This is a genomic window from Pectobacterium versatile (assembly GCF_020166435.1).
Lineage (GTDB): Bacteria > Pseudomonadota > Gammaproteobacteria > Enterobacterales > Enterobacteriaceae > Pectobacterium > Pectobacterium versatile.
Genome location: NZ_JAINZP010000006.1, coordinates 61,769 through 79,337 on the forward strand (window position 1 = coordinate 61,769; position 17,569 = coordinate 79,337).

General features: G+C 54.7%; 17 protein-coding genes. 12 read left to right on the top strand and 5 right to left on the bottom strand.

Features of this window, described 5'->3' with window-relative positions; genetic code table 11:
• Position 1: 1 nt before the first annotated feature.
• The 3 genes from hemX to hemC are packed head-to-tail and all read right to left on the bottom strand — an operon-like array spanning position 2 to position 2,828.
• A complete protein-coding gene (gene hemX / locus K7X24_RS09390; RefSeq protein ID WP_224554504.1) occupies positions 2-1,126 on the bottom strand; it encodes a uroporphyrinogen-III C-methyltransferase in 1,125 nt (374 codons plus the stop codon).
• A gap of 23 nt (positions 1,127-1,149) precedes the next feature.
• Positions 1,150-1,890: a uroporphyrinogen-III synthase gene (hemD, locus tag K7X24_RS09395; protein ID WP_103971706.1), complete on the bottom strand. Its 741-nt coding sequence runs from the start codon at positions 1,888-1,890 to the stop codon at positions 1,150-1,152.
• Positions 1,887-2,828 (bottom strand): hydroxymethylbilane synthase, encoded by a 942-nt coding sequence (gene hemC / locus K7X24_RS09400; RefSeq protein WP_103942880.1) that lies wholly within the window; start codon positions 2,826-2,828, stop codon positions 1,887-1,889. Before hemC ends, hemD begins: the two co-directional genes overlap by 4 nt.
• Positions 2,829-3,159: 331 nt before the next feature.
• Between hemC and K7X24_RS09405 the strand changes: the two genes are divergently transcribed.
• Both K7X24_RS09405 and K7X24_RS09410 read left to right on the top strand, forming a co-directional pair.
• Positions 3,160-5,718, top strand: coding sequence for a class I adenylate cyclase (locus K7X24_RS09405; RefSeq protein ID WP_224554507.1), 2,559 nt, complete (start codon positions 3,160-3,162; stop codon positions 5,716-5,718).
• A gap of 48 nt (positions 5,719-5,766) precedes the next feature.
• Complete coding sequence (locus K7X24_RS09410; RefSeq protein WP_224554509.1) at positions 5,767-6,939, top strand: MFS transporter; 1,173 nt, start codon at positions 5,767-5,769, stop codon at positions 6,937-6,939.
• 34 nt (positions 6,940-6,973) lie between these two features.
• Here K7X24_RS09410 and cyaY read toward each other — a convergent pair whose 3' ends face one another.
• Positions 6,974-7,294, bottom strand: coding sequence for an iron donor protein CyaY (gene cyaY / locus K7X24_RS09415; RefSeq protein WP_039486710.1), 321 nt, complete (start codon positions 7,292-7,294; stop codon positions 6,974-6,976).
• Positions 7,295-7,353: 59 nt separating this feature from the next.
• Here cyaY and lptM point away from each other — a divergent pair, with 59 nt between their 5' ends.
• From lptM to K7X24_RS09460, 10 genes are all read left to right on the top strand, one after another.
• Positions 7,354-7,539 carry an LPS translocon maturation chaperone LptM gene (gene lptM, locus K7X24_RS09420; RefSeq protein WP_039486713.1) on the top strand — a complete coding sequence of 62 codons (186 nt, stop codon included), beginning with the start codon at positions 7,354-7,356 and terminating at the stop codon, positions 7,537-7,539.
• Positions 7,540-7,603: 64 nt separating this feature from the next.
• Positions 7,604-8,428, top strand: coding sequence for a diaminopimelate epimerase (gene dapF / locus K7X24_RS09425; RefSeq protein ID WP_039277685.1), 825 nt, complete (start codon positions 7,604-7,606; stop codon positions 8,426-8,428).
• Positions 8,425-9,129 (top strand): DUF484 domain-containing protein, encoded by a 705-nt coding sequence (locus K7X24_RS09430; RefSeq protein ID WP_039486715.1) that lies wholly within the window; start codon positions 8,425-8,427, stop codon positions 9,127-9,129. Before dapF ends, K7X24_RS09430 begins: the two co-directional genes overlap by 4 nt.
• A complete protein-coding gene (gene xerC, locus K7X24_RS09435) occupies positions 9,126-10,061 on the top strand; it encodes a tyrosine recombinase XerC (RefSeq protein ID WP_224554512.1) in 936 nt (311 codons plus the stop codon). Before K7X24_RS09430 ends, xerC begins: the two co-directional genes overlap by 4 nt.
• Positions 10,061-10,777: a 5-amino-6-(5-phospho-D-ribitylamino)uracil phosphatase YigB gene (yigB, locus tag K7X24_RS09440; protein ID WP_224554513.1), complete on the top strand. Its 717-nt coding sequence runs from the start codon at positions 10,061-10,063 to the stop codon at positions 10,775-10,777. The genes xerC and yigB overlap by 1 nt, the downstream gene beginning before the upstream one ends.
• 207 nt (positions 10,778-10,984) lie before the next feature.
• The gene (uvrD, locus tag K7X24_RS09445) at positions 10,985-13,147 is read left to right on the top strand and encodes a DNA helicase II (RefSeq protein WP_039277676.1); all 2,163 of its coding nucleotides are present in this window, start codon (positions 10,985-10,987) and stop codon (positions 13,145-13,147) included.
• Between the two features lie 144 nt (positions 13,148-13,291).
• Complete coding sequence (locus K7X24_RS09450; RefSeq protein WP_039492953.1) at positions 13,292-14,038, top strand: cyclase family protein; 747 nt, start codon at positions 13,292-13,294, stop codon at positions 14,036-14,038.
• Between the two features lie 187 nt (positions 14,039-14,225).
• Entirely contained in the window at positions 14,226-14,282 is a 57-nt protein-coding gene (ysgD, locus tag K7X24_RS22170) for a YsgD/CorL family protein (RefSeq protein WP_349984122.1), read from the top strand.
• A 166-nt stretch (positions 14,283-14,448) separates the two neighbouring features.
• Entirely contained in the window at positions 14,449-15,399 is a 951-nt protein-coding gene (gene corA, locus K7X24_RS09455) for a magnesium/cobalt transporter CorA (RefSeq protein WP_095700858.1), read from the top strand.
• 175 nt (positions 15,400-15,574) lie between these two features.
• Positions 15,575-16,633: an AbrB family transcriptional regulator gene (locus K7X24_RS09460; RefSeq protein ID WP_010294539.1), complete on the top strand. Its 1,059-nt coding sequence runs from the start codon at positions 15,575-15,577 to the stop codon at positions 16,631-16,633.
• Here the strand turns inward: K7X24_RS09460 and rarD are convergent.
• Entirely contained in the window at positions 16,599-17,528 is a 930-nt protein-coding gene (gene rarD, locus K7X24_RS09465) for an EamA family transporter RarD (RefSeq protein ID WP_224554515.1), read from the bottom strand. The genes K7X24_RS09460 and rarD overlap by 35 nt on opposite strands.
• Positions 17,529-17,569 lie beyond the last annotated feature (41 nt).

Consider the following 17,569-nt stretch of genomic DNA (forward strand, 5'->3'; position numbering starts at 1 on the left):
TTCACTCTCCCTGTTGTGTGGCTGGCGCCTGAGCCAGCAGGTTACGAACGCGCGTTTGCATCAGTTTTTCCAACAGCACCTGACTTTGTAGCTCCGTTGGGACATCCAGTGAAACTGACTGCTGGCTTAAGGCATCGAGCTGATCCAAAAAGGCCTGCGTCGTGGGATCGGTGGTATTGAAGTAGGCGCGAACCCAAGTTGCTGCCGTTTCCAGCGACTGTTTGTACACTTCATTCTGGTGGCGCGGAATGGCCTGTGCGGCAACCAGCAGACGTGAGCGGATATTCTCGCGCAGGTACACATCCTGATTCGGTGCCAGCAGCGGTTCGGCCGCGCTGTCACGGCGGCGAATGGTGATAAAATCAGCCAGGAAATTGTGCCAGCTCTTGCTGAGATTTTGTCGCCACTCGCTCAAAGAGGCGGACAGCTCTGTGCTGTTGGCATCCATCGGCGCTTCATCGGTATTGTTGTCGGCGAGCTGCAAGTTGTCCAACTGGTCGGTTAGCTGATTTACTTTCAGGATAATGCCGTCAAAATCGACCTGACTGACGCCAGCCAGTGCCCCAATATCGTTGGTCAGCGCGCGGCGGATTTCTATCAGGCTGGGATCGTTCATTTCCGCCAGACTAGCATCCGCGCTTTTCAGCAACGCGCCTGCGGTGGTGACGTCTTTGTCGCTCCACAGCTTGCGCCCTGCCAGTTTCACCAGAAAATCTGCCTGAGCGATTAGCCAGGTATTGGTGTCATGGCTGGAAAGCGCTGCTAGCTTATCGCGCAGCTCGTCTGATTGACGCGTTAGCGCCTCAAGACGCTGTGCGGCAGTCTCCTGTGCTTTGCTTTGCTGCTGTTGAGCGTCCAGCCACTGCTGTTGCTCTTGCTTATGCTGCTGCTGCAATGCGTTTAACTGCGTTTCCAGACGTTGCAGCGCAGCGGTTTCTTTCTGCGCCTGCTGGTGGCCGTGGTAATACAAGCCCGCGCCTATTGCCAGCGCAATCACAATCGCGATCGCCCCGAGCACGGCACCGCTACGTTTGGGCTGCGGTGCAGGATCCTGTTGCTGATGCGCGGGTTCAACCCGTTCAGCAACCTCGTCGGATGGAGCTGTGGGGGTATTGTGTTCCGTCATAATGGTACATCCCATGATCAGGTTTATTGTAGTGCGCGCACGAGCGCATCGTTATCGGCGTTATCAGCCACTCGGATATCGCGCCAGCCAAGCTGACGACCCTGTTCTGCCAGTCGTTCGCTGACGACGATCAGTTGGCAGCCGAGTAACCAGGAAGCCCGATAGTAATCAGGTACTAAAGTATAGATCCGTTGTAGCATTTCTCCGCTGGTGATCACCAGTTTGTCGATGCCTATTTGTTGCCAGTGGCGGCTTTGCTCCGGCCCATCATAGTGAACGTCCCTACGCTGATAGCATTCACAGTAGGTTACCTGCGCGCCTCGCTCGGTTAGCGTCTCTCCCAGCAGTTCCCTTCCACCATTGCCACGTAATAATAGTGCACGTTTCCCCGCAACATCTTGTAGGTCAGGCAGTTGCAATAGCGTTTCGCTGGTTTCGCGCTCAGGCGGATAGGTTACCGGATGTGCGCTGATTTTATGTAGCGCCAGTGCCGTGGTACGGCCGATGGCGTAATAAGCGAGGTGGGCAGGCCAGCTGATGCCCGTACGTGCCAGCATCGGATCGGCGTAATGAATCGCGTGTTGTGAGAGCGCAAACACCAGATCGTCGGCGCTCAGTGCCTGTAATAGTGAAGGCAGGCTGGCGAGTTCTCGTCCGGGTGAAAACTCGATCAGCGGGCTGTGCCAGGCGTTATAGCCGAGCTTTCTTAAACGGGTCACCAGTTGTTCGCCAGTTGGTGACGGACGGGTAACCAGAATAGTCATGATGAGCTTGACCCTTGATAAACGGCTTGAAGGATGGCGCTGGCACCTTTTGCCAGTAGCTCTTCAGCCAGTGCAATCCCGAGTTGTTCGGCATCGGAGACGCTTCCTTTACGTTCACCGACGATCATTTGGCTGCCGTCTGGCGCGCCAACCAGCGCACGCAGCCACAGCGTATCGCCTTCCAGTTCGGCGTAGCTGCCAATCGGTACCTGACAGCCGCCTTCAAGGCGCACATTCATCGCGCGTTCAGCCAGTACGCGGGCTGCGGTAGCGGGGTGATTCAGCGGGGCAAGGAGTTGACGGACATGTTCGTCATCCAAACGGCATTCGATGCCGATAGCACCTTGTCCGACGGCTGGCAGAGATTCTTCCGGGCTTAACGGACAGCGGATGCGCTCTTCAAGGCCGAGACGTTTCAGACCGGCGACCGCAAGAATAATGGCGTCATACTCGCCGTTGTCCAGTTTTGACAGGCGTGTACCGACATTGCCGCGCAAATCACGAATCACCAGATCGGGGCGTCGGGCGCGCAGCTGGCACTGACGGCGCAGGCTGGAGGTGCCGACGCAACTGCCTTCCGGTAACTGTTCGAGGCTGTCGTAATGATTGGAAACAAAAGCGTCGCGCGGGTCGTCGCGTTCGCAAATGGTGGTCAGGCCGAGGCCATCTGGGAATTCGACGGGCACATCTTTCATGGAGTGGACGGCAATATCGGCACGCCCTTCAAGCAGCGCCAATTCCAGCTCTTTAACAAACAATCCTTTACCGCCGACCTTTGCCAGTGGCGTATCGAGGATGATGTCACCGCGGGTTACCATCGGCACCAGCTCCACGTGTAAATCCGGGTAGAGGTGATTCAGACACTGCTGAACATATCGTGCTTGCCACAGGGCGAGCGGGCTTTGTCGGGTGGCAATTCTAATAATATTGGCTAACATGCTTGATACCGTTTTTATCATTTTCCGCCATCGTATCATTGATGGTGCGTTGGTGTCAGGTTGTGGGCATTAGCGGTGCGCCTTTTAAAACGGTCTGAAATTCGGGTGCCGCAAGTCGAGTAAGAAGCCGTGCTGATGCAATCGGGTAGGGAAATTCGTAATAAAGCAAGATAGGTAAGTCTAACTTTCTTTACTTTCTTTACGCCCAATCAGCAAGGTGTTAAATTGATCACGTTTCCAGCAATAATTCGCTAAACATTCTTCTAATTTCATCATGCGGATTTGGAACACGGGGTTTTTCTAGGCACTGGGATAAATCAGGCGAAACGTCTTGTACTTCTACATCGAGACTTTGAAGCAAAGACTGGATGCGATCAACCAACTGCGTGTTGACCGTGCTCTGGGAGCAATGAAGCCCGCTTTTCAGCAGGTTTACAGTCTTCTGCCCATTTTATTACATCATCATCACCCGTTGATGCCAGGCTACCTTGAAGGCAAGGTGCCTCACGGTATCTGCACTCACACGCCTGATGAAAAACAACAACAGTACCTTGATGGCATCGCGTTGCGCTGGGGTCAGTTTGACTGTTCTCATCCGCAGGGTGAACTGCCGATCACGGGCATCTATTCCATGGGAAGTACCTCATCTATCGGACAGAGCTGTAGCTCCGATCTCGATATCTGGGTGTGCCACCAATCCTGGCTGGATAGCGAAGAACGCCAACTCTTACAGAAGAAATGTACGCTGCTGGAGCAGTGGGCAGCATCGCAGGGCGCTGAGGTCAGTTTCTTCCTGATGGATGAAAGCCGCTTCCGCCACAATGAAAGCGGCAGCCTGAGCGGTGAAGACTGCGGCACCATGCAGCATATCCTGTTACTCGACGAATTCTACCGTACCGCCGTGCGTATGGCCGGTAAGCGTATTCTGTGGAACATGGTGCCGGTCGAAGAAGAATCCCACTACGACGAATATGTGCTGTCGCTGTACTCACAGGGGGCGCTGGCTCCTAACGAGTGGATGGATTTAGGCGGCTTAAGCACGCTGTCGGCGGAAGAGTATTTCGGCGCGAGTCTCTGGCAGCTCTATAAAAGCATCGATTCCCCTTATAAAGCCGTACTGAAAACGCTGCTGTTGGAAGCCTATTCCTGGGAATACCCGGACACCAGCCTGCTGTCGACCGAAATTAAAAAGCGCCTGCATGACGGCGAGATCGTCTCTTTCGGTCTTGATCCTTACTGCATGATGCTGGATCGCGTGACGCACTATCTGACGGCGATCAACGATCCTACGCGTCTGGATCTGGCGCGTCGATGTTTCTATTTAAAAGTGTGTGAAAAGCTCTCCAGAGAAAAAGCTTGTGTCGGCTGGCGTCGCCAGATTCTGAGCCAACTGGTGCAAGAATGGGGATGGAGCGACGAACATCTGGCCATGCTGGATAACCGCGCTAACTGGAAAATCGAACAGGTACGCGAAGCACATAATGAGCTGTTGGATGCGATGATGCAGACCTATCGCAACCTGATTCGCTTCGCCCGCCGCAATAATCTGAGCGTCAGCGCCAGCCCGCAGGATATCGGTGTGTTGACCCGTAAACTGTACGCTGCGTTTGAAGCGCTGCCGGGTAAAGTTACCCTGCTGAACCCACAAATTTCGCCCGATTTGTCGGAGCCGAATTTAACCTTTATCTATGTTCCACCGGGTCGTGCGAACCGTTCTGGCTGGTATCTGTATAACCAGGCACCGTCGATGGATGCGATCGTCAGCCATCAACCGTTGGAATATAACCGCTATCTGAACAAGCTGGTAGCGTGGGCTTATTTTAATGGCCTGCTGACGCCAAGCACGCGTCTGTATATTAAAGGCAACGAGCTGTGCGATATCACGCGTCTGCAAGTGCTGGTGGACGACGTCGCCAGCCACTTCCCGCTGCGTCTGCCTGCACCGACGCCGAAGGCGTTGTACAGCCCGTGTGAAATTCGTCATTTGGCGATTATCGTCAATCTGGAACACGATCCGACAGCGGCCTTCCGCAATCAGGTCGTGCATTTCGATTTCCGTCATCTGGATGTCTTTAGCTTCGGCCAGCAGCAGCAGTGTCTGGTTGGCAGTATCGACCTGCTGTATCGTAACTCGTGGAATGAAGTGCGTACGCTGCATTTCAGCGGCGAGCAGGCGGTGTTGGAAGCGCTGAAAACCATTCTGGGCAAAATGCATCAGGATGCCGCGCTGCCGGAATCACTGGAAGTCTTCTGCTACAGCCAGCATCTGCGCGGGCTGATCCGTACCCGTGTGCAGCAGTTAGTGTCCGAATGTATTGAGCTGCGCCTGACCAGTACGCGTCAGCAGGAGCCAGGGCGTTTCAAAGCAGTGAAAGTCGCGGGCCAAACCTGGGGCCTGTTCTTCGAACGGCTGAGTGTCTCGGTGCAGAAGCTGGAAAATGCGGTCGAGTTTTATGGCGCGATTTCCAACAACAAACTGCAAGGCCAGCCGGTTCAGGTTGAAACCAACCATATACATTTACCGCCAGTGGTCGATGGCGTCGCCAGCGAAGGGATCATCCAGTTCTTCTTTGAAGACCTGACAGAAAATCAGGGCTTTAATATCTATATTCTGGATGAGTCGAACCGCGTTGAGGTCTACCACCACTGTGAGGGCAGTAAAGAAGAGCTGGTGCGCGATGTCAGCCGCTTCTATTCGTCTTCGCATGACCGCTTTACCTACGGCTCCAGCTTTATCAATTTCAATCTGCCGCAGTTCTACCAAATCGTACAGCTGGACGGCCGCACGCAGGTGATTCCGTTCCGCAGCAGTGCGCTTTCTCATCTGTGCATTACGCCCGTGGTGGATGATGAAGCGATGACGATGAAGCAGCGGCTGCAAATCCTCTAGTAACGCTCTGATACTCGGGTTTCAGCGTATTCAGCAAAGGATGTATTGATGGATTCGTTGCAACGCCGAAACCTGATACTGCTGGCGCTCGGACAAGGGCTGACCGGCAGTATTATTTCCCTGATGACGCTGTGTTCTACGCTGGTTGGCGTATCGATGACGCCCGTTCCTTTGTTGACCACGCTACCGATTACCGCGACGGTGTGCGGTGCTGCGCTCATGATCTACAGCGTTTCATCGCTGATGACAAAACATGGCAGGCGCAATGCGTTCATCATCGGCACGCTGATCGGGCTAGTGGGCGCGCTTTTGGCGGCGCTGGCGATTGCGCTACACAGTTTCTCCCTCTTTGTCTTTTCGACATTTGTTCTGGGGATGTCCTGCGCTTTCAATCAGTATTATCGCTTCGCGGCGGCTGAGATATTTACCGATAATCAGCAGAAAAACCGGGCGATCTCATGGGTGATCAGCGGCGGTATTCTGGGCGGTTTTCTCGGCCCGTTCGCGGCGAGCCAATCTTCTCAGCTCTGGGCGTCGTACCCGTTTCTCGGCAGTTTTATTGCAGCGGCCTTCATCTGTGTTATCACGTCTCTGTTGTTGCTTGGCCTTAAACTGCCCCCAATGTCCGTTACCACGCCCAGCACCCAGCGTAGTGAACCGCTGGCGGCGATTCTGAAAAGCCGGGCATTTGTGTTGGGAACGGCAAGCTGTTCCGTTGGGTTTGTGGTGATGACGCTATTGATGAACTCCGTGCCGCTGGCGATGCACCAGCACCACTTTTCCGTCGGCCACAGCGCGACGGTTTTGCAATGGCATTTTGTGGCCATGTATGCGCCTGCGCTGCTGTTAGTGCTGTTGGCAAAACGACTGACGCCGATTCAGGTCGTGATGATTGGCATGGTGTGTAACGTCGTCGGGGTGGCGGTCGCGCTGAGCGGTTTGACGTTCTGGCACTTCCTGTTTGCGCTGATGCTGTTCGGCATCGGGTGGGCGTTTATGTTCAACGGCGGGACATTCATGCTGAACGCGTTTACCCATTCAGTGCATAAATCGCGTTTGCAGGGGATTAACTCGCTGGTGATTTACGTGCCTAACGCGCTGGCTTCGCTGTCTGCTGGCAGCCTGATGGCGCTGACCAGCGGCTGGCCGATGGTCAATATGGTAGGTATCGGCATGCTGTTGTTGCTGGTTCTGGGGCTGATAATTCTGGGACGGCGCTGATGTGTGGCGCGCCGCGGGCCCGTTGAAAAGACAGTTACCCGAAGTGAACGGTTTCCCCGGCCTGATCCGAGCAGGCTGCTGACAGCAGCGCGATAAAATCTTCACCGCTGCGAGCGCATACCCAACGTTCTTCCTGAAGGTTGAAATGGTAACCGCCTGCTTTGGTCGCCAGCCAGATTTGGTGTAGTGGCTCCTGCCGATTAATCACGATTTTGCTGCCATTTTCAAAACTCAGCGTCATCACGCCGCCGTTGGTTTCGTAATCGATGTCGGCATCACCCTCAAACCGATCCAGCGTTTCTTCCAACTGAAGCATGAGTTCGTCGGCTAATTGGTGGAACTCGCTATCGTTCATTTTCGATTCCTATTGATTTTCATGATCCACCTGCGATTATAGAGAGCATACGAGTATTAATGACAGGTCTTAACGTGATGAAAAACGTGTTTCGCCAGTTTTTTCTGGTGTTATCAGTAGTGAGTTTATTCGGTTGTGGTCTGAAAGGGCCGCTTTATATGCCTACCGATGGCAAATCCGGTGCGTCAACGACTCAGCAAAATGAGAACCAGCCGCCGCAAAAGAAAACGTCAATGCGTCCTTAATGCGTGACGACAGTAATCAATAACAGGTCACGCGCCCGGTTAAGCAAGCGGGGGAGTCAGGATAATGCAGTTCGCTAAGATGCACGGGTTAGGCAACGATTTCATGGTTGTTGATGCCGTTACGCAAAACGTTTATTTTTCACCCGAATTGATTCGCCGTTTGGCGGATCGACACTGTGGTGTAGGGTTTGACCAACTGCTGGTTGTCGAGCCACCCTACGATCCTGAACTGGATTTTCATTACCGCATTTTTAACGCGGATGGCAGCGAAGTGGCGCAGTGCGGCAATGGCGCGCGCTGCTTTGCTCGCTTTGTTCGCCTGAAAGGGTTGACCAACAAGCGTGATATCGCTGTCAGTACGCAGACCGGCCGGATGGTGTTGTCGGTGACCGATGACGAACTGGTGCGCGTCAACATGGGCGAACCTAATTTCGAGCCGCAACAGGTGCCTTTCCGCGCGGTCAAAGCGGAGAAAACCTACATCATGCGTGCCGACGAGCACACGGTGCTGTGTGGCGTGGTGTCGATGGGCAACCCGCACTGTGTGATTCAGGTTGAGGATGTGGACACGGCGAAGGTGGAAACGCTGGGGCCGCTGCTGGAAAGCCACGAGCGTTTTCCCGAGCGTGCCAACATCGGTTTTATGCAAATTGTTGATAGCCACACTGTCCGTTTGCGGGTGTACGAACGTGGTGCGGGAGAAACACAGGCGTGCGGTAGCGGCGCGTGTGCTGCCGTGGCGGTAGGGATCCAGCAGGGATTATTGTCCGCGAACGTTCGCGTATCTCTGCCGGGCGGGGAGTTGGATATCCAGTGGGATGGGCCGGGACATCCGTTATTCATGACCGGGCCTGCAACGCATGTCTACGATGGATTTATTCATTTATGAAGAATGTCGAGGAACAGGCAGAGCGCGAGATCGCACTCAGTGACGAGATGGTTTTGCAGTTCCTGCAACAGAATCCTGATTTTTTTATCCGCAATGCGCGTCCCGTCGAGCAGATGCGCATTCCTCATCCCGTCAGGGGAACCGTGTCGCTGGTAGAATGGCAACTGGCACGTCAGCGTAACCACATTACTCAGCTTGAGGAAGAGATCACGCTGTTGATGGAGCAGGCGGGGGCGAACGAAGTGCTGTTCAATCGCCTGCTTGGGTTACAAACTGAATTGGCGTCGGCGGACAGCCTGACGGACATGTTGGATCGTTTGCAGCGCTGGGCGCGTCAGCTTGGTCTGGCGGGTGCAACGGTTCGTCTGTTCAGCGATAAATGGCGCCTTGGCGCGCCTTCTGGTTTTACCCATCTTGGGCTAAACCGCTCCACCTTTGAGCCGCTGCGCATTCAGCGCTTCGGACAAAGTAACCATTATCTTGGCAGTCTGAACGGGCCGGAGCTGCTGCTCCTGCTGCCGCAGGCCAGGCAGGTTGGGTCGGTCGCGCTATCGCTGATGGGAAATCATCACGATTTGGGCGTGCTGATTTTCAGCAGCCGCGACAGCCACCATTATCAGGATGGCATGGGAACCGTGCTGCTTCAGCAAATGGCCATGATGCTGCCGGCGATGCTGGCGCGCTGGGTTGAGCGGGTATGAGCCAGCAGCCTGCGCCATCGGAGGCTCCTTCCTCTTCGCCGTTACAAGCTGATGTTGATGCGTTCCTGCGTTACCTGAAAGTAGAGCGTCAGCTAAGCCCGCTGACGCAGACCAGCTATTTACATCAACTGTCTGCGGTTATCACGATACTCTCCGCGGCGGGTGTGGCTGACTGGCGCAAGCTGGATGCTTCAGGTGTGCGTTCCGTGGTGTCCCGCAGTAAGCGCGATGGGCTACATTCCAGCAGTCTGGCGCTACGTTTATCGGCATTGCGCAGCTTTCTCGACTGGATGGTGTCACGCGGTGTGCTGACGGCGAACCCCGCTAAAGGCGTATCCACGCCGCGAGCCGGACGGCCATTACCGAAGAATATGGATGTGGATGAGGTGAATCGGCTGCTGGAGATCGATTGGGACGATCCCCTTGCGGTGCGCGACCGCACGATGCTGGAAGTGATGTACGGCGCGGGGCTGCGTCTGGCTGAGCTGGTTGGTATGGATTATCAGCATATTGATTTGGCCAGCGGTGAAGTCTGGGTCATGGGGAAAGGCAGTAAAGAGCGCAAGTTGCCGATAGGAAAAACGGCGGTAACCTGGCTGGAACGCTGGCTGGCGCTGCGCGAACTGTTTGGCCCGCAGGATGATGCCGTGTTTATCTCCAATCAGGGACGACGCATTTCGATGCGCAACGTGCAGAAGCGTTTCGCCGAATGGGGAATTAAGCAGGGCATCAATAGCCATGTTCATCCTCATAAATTGCGCCACTCCTTTGCGACGCACATGCTGGAATCCAGCGGCGATTTACGAGCGGTACAAGAGCTGCTTGGCCACGCTAACCTGACCACAACGCAGATTTACACCCATCTTGATTTTCAACATTTAGCCTCCGTGTACGATGCTGCGCATCCACGCGCCAAACGAGGGAAACCCTGATGCATTTTTACCGATCTCTTGGCCCGATCCGGGCGATCACGTTCGATCTGGATGACACGCTGTACGATAACGCGGACGTCATTCGACGCACGGGGCAAGAGTCAGTCCACTTTCTGCAACAGTACCATCCTGCACTTCGTGACTTTCAGGCGGATGATTTTCAGAACTTACGCCAGACCTTGCTTGAGCGTGAGCCGGACATTTATCACGACGTGACCGAATGGCGTCGTCGTGCGGTTGAGCTGGCGATGTTAGAACGCGGCCTGAGCGCCGCCGAGTCGAAGGATGGCGCAAAAGCCGCAATGGAAAACTTCGCCCACTGGCGTAGTCAGGTTGCGATTACCGAAGAAACGCACCAGACGTTGGCGGCGTTAGCCGAGAAAGTGCCGCTGGCAGCGATCACCAATGGCAACGCGGAACCACACCGGTTCGGCCTCGATCGCTATTTTTCTTTCATCCTGCGCGCTGGCCCGCACGGCCGTGCTAAGCCGTTTGATGACATGTACCATTTGGCGGCAGAAAAGCTCAATCTGCCGTTGCAGGAAATCTTACATGTCGGTGACGATCTCACGACCGATGTCGCAGGGTCGATCCGCTGCGGTATGCAGGCCTGCTGGATTAACCTGCGTGAAGGCAGCCTGACGCAAATTGGCGATGCCCGACTGCTGCCACATATTGAAATTTCGCGGTTGGCATCGCTGTCGGCGTTGTTATAATCACGGCATTAATCTGTATAAATCATCAGTGGAAATGCTCCTTACATGGGCTAATACTGGTCACTTAAGCTCGTTATTAGGGGAAACACAGGGGGGAGGTTCCCGCAGGGAGGCCTCACCCCTGTGGTCGCCCCGTGTATCTCGATGCTTAAACGATCGACATTACTTACATGTGCAGCGTTTCCCGCCACCGGATAACCCGTACCTATGGACGTTTCTGATCTGCTCGATGGCCTCAACGACAAACAGCGTGACGCGGTAGCTGCGCCGCGCAGCAATTTATTGGTGCTGGCAGGGGCAGGCAGCGGCAAAACGCGGGTACTGGTACATCGCATTGCCTGGCTCTTGTCCGTCGAAAACTGCTCGCCGTACTCCATCATGGCGGTGACGTTTACCAACAAAGCGGCGGCGGAGATGCGCCACCGTATCGACCATCTGATCGGCACCAGCCAAGGCGGCATGTGGATCGGCACCTTCCACGGGCTGGCACATCGCCTGCTGCGTGCGCACCATATGGACGCCAATCTGCCGCAGGATTTCCAGATTCTGGACAGCGAAGATCAACTACGCCTGCTGAAGCGCTTGATTCGGGCGCTCAATCTGGATGAGAAACAGTGGCCACCACGTCAGGCGATGTGGTTCATCAACGGGAAGAAAGATGAAGGCCTGCGTCCGCAGCACATTGAAAGCTACGGCAACCCGATCGAGCAAACGTGGCAGCGCGTGTATCAGGCCTATCAGGAAGCGTGCGATCGCGCCGGACTGGTGGATTTCGCCGAACTGCTGCTGCGCGCACACGAGCTGTGGCTGAACAAGCCGCATGTGCTGAATCACTATCGCGAACGTTTTACCAATATTCTGGTGGACGAATTTCAGGACACCAACCGTATTCAGTATGCCTGGATCCGTATGCTGGCGGGCGACAGCGCCAAGGTGATGATCGTTGGAGATGACGATCAGTCGATTTACGGCTGGCGTGGGGCGCAGGTCGAAAATATTCAGCTGTTCCTGAAAGATTTCGCCGGTGCAGAAACGATTCGTTTGGAGCAGAACTATCGTTCGACCAGCAACATCCTGAAAGCGGCGAATGCGCTGATTGCCCACAACGGCGGACGACTCGGCAAGAACCTGTGGACCGATGGCGCAGAAGGCGAGCCGATTTCGCTGTATTGCGCATTCAACGAGCTGGATGAGGCGCGTTACGTCGTCAACCGGATTAAAGCCTGGCAGGAAAATGGCGGTGCGCTGAGCGATAACGCCATTCTGTATCGGAGCAACGCGCAGTCGCGTGTACTGGAAGAGGCGTTGTTACAGCAGAGTATGCCTTATCGCATCTACGGCGGCATGCGCTTCTTCGAACGGCAGGAAATCAAAGATGCGCTGTCTTATCTGCGCCTGATCTCTAATCGTAACGATGATGCGGCGTTCGAGCGTGTGGTGAATACACCGACACGCGGCATTGGCGATCGTACGCTGGACGTGGTGCGCCAGACGGCGCGCGATCGTCAGTTGACGTTGTGGCAATCCACGCGGGCGCTGTTGCAGGAGAAAGTGCTGGCTGGGCGCGCGGCGGCATCGCTGCAACGCTTTATCGAACTGATTGATGCGCTGGCCTATGAAACCTCTGAGCTGCCGCTGCATATTCAAACCGACCGAGCGATTAAGGATTCCGGCCTGTGGAGCATGTACGAACAGGAAAAAGGCGAGAAAGGGCAGGCACGAGTAGAAAACCTGGAGGAATTGGTGACGGCTACGCGCCAGTTCAGCTATCAGGAAGAAGATCAGGATCTGATGCCGCTTCAGGCTTTCCTGTCGCATGCTGCGCTGGAAGCAGGCGAAGGTCAGGCAGATGCTAATCAAGACGCAGTGCAGCTTATGACGCTGCACTCGGCGAAAGGGCTGGAGTTCCCGCAGGTGTTTATCGTCGGTATGGAAGAAGGCATGTTCCCAAGCCAGATGTCGCTGGATGAAGGTGGGCGTCTGGAAGAAGAGCGTCGTTTGGCTTATGTCGGCGTCACGCGTGCGATGCAAAAGCTGACGATAACCTACGCTGAATCCCGCCGTTTATATGGCAAAGAAGCCTATCACCGACCTTCCCGGTTTGTCGGCGAACTGCCGGAAGAGTGTGTTGAAGAAGTGCGGCTACGCGCCAGCGTCTCCCGCCCTGTCAATCACCAGCGCCTCGGCACACCAATCACGCAAAACGACAGCGGCTACAAATTGGGGCAACGGGTTCGCCATGCCAAGTTCGGCGAAGGCACGATCGTGAATCTGGAAGGCAGCGGCGATCATGCCCGCCTTCAGGTTGCGTTTCAGGGGCAGGGTATTAAATGGCTGGTCGCCGCCTACGCCAGACTGGAAACGGTGTAATCGTCACGATGCAGCTGGGAGTATGACGGGGTTATATAACTTATAAAAACCCTGTCTTAGTCTTTATCGTCATTTTCGACAATGCTAGGTGGCCTGCCGCGTATCCATGGATGTGTGGTATCACAATAAAAAAGGAGCCTGCCCATGACGCTAGACCAGATTATTGCCGAGTTACAGAAGAAAAAATGGGTCGATCTCACGCATACGGTGACGGAGTCGATCCCTATTTTTAGCGCGTTTGAGGGCGTGTTGCAGCGCAAAACCTTATTCAACGTTGAAGAGCATGGCTTTTTCGCTCAATCCGTGACGTTTGCGACACAGACGGGGACGCATATTGATGCGCCGGGGCATTTCGTCGCGGGCAAGCGCTATCTGGATCGCATTGATAATAAAGAGCTGTTGCTGCCGCTGGTGGTGATCCACAAACAAGACGCCGTCGCGCACGATCCCGATTACCGCCTGTCGGTCGATGACATTCTGACGTTTGAGCACGAATACGGGGAAATCCCGTCAGGCAGCTTTGTTGCGTTTGCCAGCGGCTGGAGCACGCGCTGGCCCGATATTGACGCTTTCGCCAATAAAGATGAAGAAGGAAACAGTCATACGCCGGGGTGGTCGCTTGAGGCGTTGACGTTCCTGTTTGAAGAGCGCGGTATTAGCGCGGTCGGGCATGAGACGCTGGATACGGATTCTGCCGCTGATTTCCGTCGCAACAACGGGCTTATCGGCGAGTTCTTCGTGCTGAACCAGAATGCCTGGCAGGTAGAGGTACTGAATAACCTGCATCAGCTACCGTCTACCGGCGCTTATATTCACGTTAGCTACCCTAATTTTGCCGGTGCACCCGGCTTCCCTGTCCGTGCCATCGCCTACTTGCCCGACAACGCCTGACAGATAAACGCAGTTCTTTTTTACTCTGAGGACTGCGTTTTTTACCACGTTCCACGCCGCATTTATTGGATAAACCTTATCCATTTGACCAATATTTTACAGCGTGTTTCAGCCGCGGTTTTAAAGTTGAAGTCTTTTTCATCTCAGCGTAACATGCGCGCATCATTATTCTCGGAGGACTAACGCCTTGGACACACCCAGTCGATACTGGCTCACTCACCTGTTCATTAGGTACAACTTCTAAGGCTATCTTCCTCTGCTGATACCCTTCGTGGTTGTCAGCGATGCTGTTTTTGTCGCTACGAGTCAGATCCGTCGAACGGACTGAAACCTGCTGGTGACACCTCACCTCTGTTTCTGTGCTTCAATCGCGTTGTCCATCTCTGCTACTGAAAGGGGAGCTATGGCCCATGCTGAGCGCATTTAAACTGGATAATTGCCGTTTATCTCGTCTGGAACTGGATGACTCCGATGATCTCACCACGTCAATTTGGGTCGATTTGATCGAGCCGGAAGACGATGAGCGTGAAAAAGTACAAACCGAGCTAGGACAAAGCCTGGCAACCCGTCCGGAACTGGAAGACATTGAAGCGTCGGCACGTTTTTTTGAAGATGAAGACGGCCTGCACATTCACTCCTTTTTCTTTTTTGAAGATGCTGACGATCACGCGGGTAACTCGACCGTGGCATTTACCATTCGCGATGGTCGCTTGTACACGTTACGCGAGCGTGAACTCCCGGCGTTCCGCCTGTACCGCATGCGCGCCCGTAACCAAACGCTGGTAGACGGTAATGCTTACGAACTGCTGCTTGACCTCTTTGAAACTAAAATTGAGCAACTGGCGGACGAAATCGAGAATATCTACAGCGATCTGGAATCGCTGAGCCGCATCATTATGGAAGGGCGTCAAGGCGAAGAGTACGACGACGCGTTGTCCACGTTGGCGGAACAGGAAGATGTGGGCTGGAAAGTTCGCCTGTGTCTGATGGATACCCAGCGTGCGCTGAACTTTCTGGTGCGTAAAGCCCGCCTGCCATCCGGTCAGTTGGAACAGGCGCGTGAAATCTTACGCGATATCGAATCTCTGTTGCCGCACAACGAATCCCTGTTCCAGAAGGTTAACTTCCTGATGCAGGCGGCGATGGGCTTCATCAATATCGAACAGAGCCGGATTATCAAGATCTTCTCGGTGGTCTCCGTGGTGTTCCTGCCACCGACGCTGGTGGCGTCCAGCTACGGGATGAACTTTGAATTTATGCCAGAACTGAAGTGGTCGTTTGGCTATCCGGGCGCGATTGTGCTGATGATTCTTGCTGGACTCGCTCCTTATCTCTATTTTAAACGTAAGAACTGGCTCTAAATTTTTACTGGTGCGCCTGATGGAGATTAACCATCAGGCGCATAGCGCTTCTTTCCTGTGATGCAAAACTCCTTTCCTGCTTGATAGTTTGCCGCCTGACTATTTCTGTTTAGAATGGTGGACAGTCTTTCCGTTCTTACTTTCTATTCTTAAATAAAGAAAACAGGTCGTGTGCATGAAAGGGATGTCACCGTGGGTGCAATGGGGAATCCTGCTGTCGGTCTCATTAATTCTGGGTTTTGGGTTACAGGTTTACCACGTTCCCGCTGCCCTGTTGCTGGGGCCGATGATGGTCGGCGTCGTCATGGGGTTAAACGGTGCGACGATTCGCATCCCGCCCGTCTGCTTTGCGGGCAGCAATGCCGTTCTGGGCTGTCTGGTCGCACAAAGTCTGTCATTTTCCATCCTGAAACCGCTGATGAGCGAATGGCCGCTGGTGCTGTTCATTCTGCTCGCGACGCTGGCTGCCAGCGGATTATCTGGCTGGTTACTGGTCAAATTTAGCGAACTGCCCGGCACGACCGGCACCTGGGGAGCATCGCCGGGCGGTGCGTCTGCGATGGTCGCGATGGCCGGAGAATTCGGTGCGGATGTGCGGCTGGTTGCCTTCATGCAATATTTACGTGTGCTGATGGTCACTGCTTCAGCCGCGTTTGTGGCGCGGCTGAGTTTGGGTGACGAGGCGGCGGAAAACAGCGCGATGCTGGTCTGGTTTCCCGCACTGGACTGGCGCTTTCTGGCAACGCTCGGCGTGGCGTTTGGTAGCGCCTGGCTGGGAAGACGTTTGCGCATTCCATCCGGTGCGCTGCTGGGGCCGATGATTATCGGTTCGATGCTGCATGCCAGTGGCACCTTGCAACTGCAAACTCCGGAATGGCTGCTGGCGTTGGCCTATGCCTTTATCGGCTGGAGCGTAGGGTTATGCTTCACTCGCCCCATCTTTTTGCTGGCGATACGCACGCTGCCGCACATGATGGCATCGATAGTCGGATTGATGCTGCTGTGCGGCGGAATGGCGTGGATGGTGACGAAAATGATGCCGGTGGATATGCTGACCGCCTTTCTGGCGACCAGCCCCGGCGGGCTGGATTCGATTGCGATTATTGCCGCAGGCAGTCGGGTCGATATGGCATTTGTCATCGCCATGCAGACGCTGCGGCTGTTTTCGACGCTGTTGTTCAGCCCGATCTTATCGCGCTTTATTTCCCGTCGTGTTGAGGCTGGGACGTTGTAGCTGGCGTGCGCCGTAGCTTACGTTGCGTATAAAGCGCATCCAGAATAAACAGCGCCAGCGCACCCCAGATGAAGGCGAAAGTAATCAGTTTGTCGCTGCTAAACGTTTCACCGTAGAACACCACTGCCAGCATGAACATGATGGTAGGGCCGAGGTACTGGAAGAAGCCGAGCGTTGACAGGCGCAGGCGCATCGCCGCTGAGGTGAAAAACAGCAACGGCACGGTGGTGACGATGCCCGCCGAGATCAGCAGCAGGTTCAGCGACCAAGGGTTGGCTGTCAGGTGGCTGCTTGGCGTGTCGGCAATAAAAAACAGATAAATGACCGCGACTGGCAGCAGCCACAGCGTTTCGATCAGCATGCCGGTTTGCCCGTCGATACCAATCTTCTTACGCAGCAGGCCGTATAATGCGAAGCTGAATGCCAGTCCGAGCGCGATAACGGGCAGCGAGCCAAACGTCCACAGCTGAACCAGTACGCCAGTCACGGCGAGCAGCACAGCCAGCCATTGCAGACGGCGGAAGCGTTCGCCCAGAAAGATCATGCCCAGCATGACGTTGACCAGCGGGTTGATAAAATATCCCAGACTGGCTTCCAGCATGTGATGGTTGTTGACCGCCCAGATATACAATAGCCAGTTCCCGCCGATAAGCACCGCCGTTAATGCCAACAGAAACAGATGCTTGACGTTGCGGCAGGCAAGGCTCACCTGACGCCATTTCCGACCGACGGTCAGCAGGATCAGCATAAAGAAGAATGACCAGATAATACGGTGCGTCAGTATTTCATTGGGCGGAACGTGCTCAAGCAGCTTGAAGTAAACGGGAGCAATTCCCCAAATGAAATACGCGGCGAGGGCGAAAAAGATCCCCTCACGGGTTTGTTGCGCGTTCATGGGTGACTCGATAAGGAAGGCGGGAAAACGCTAAGTCTACC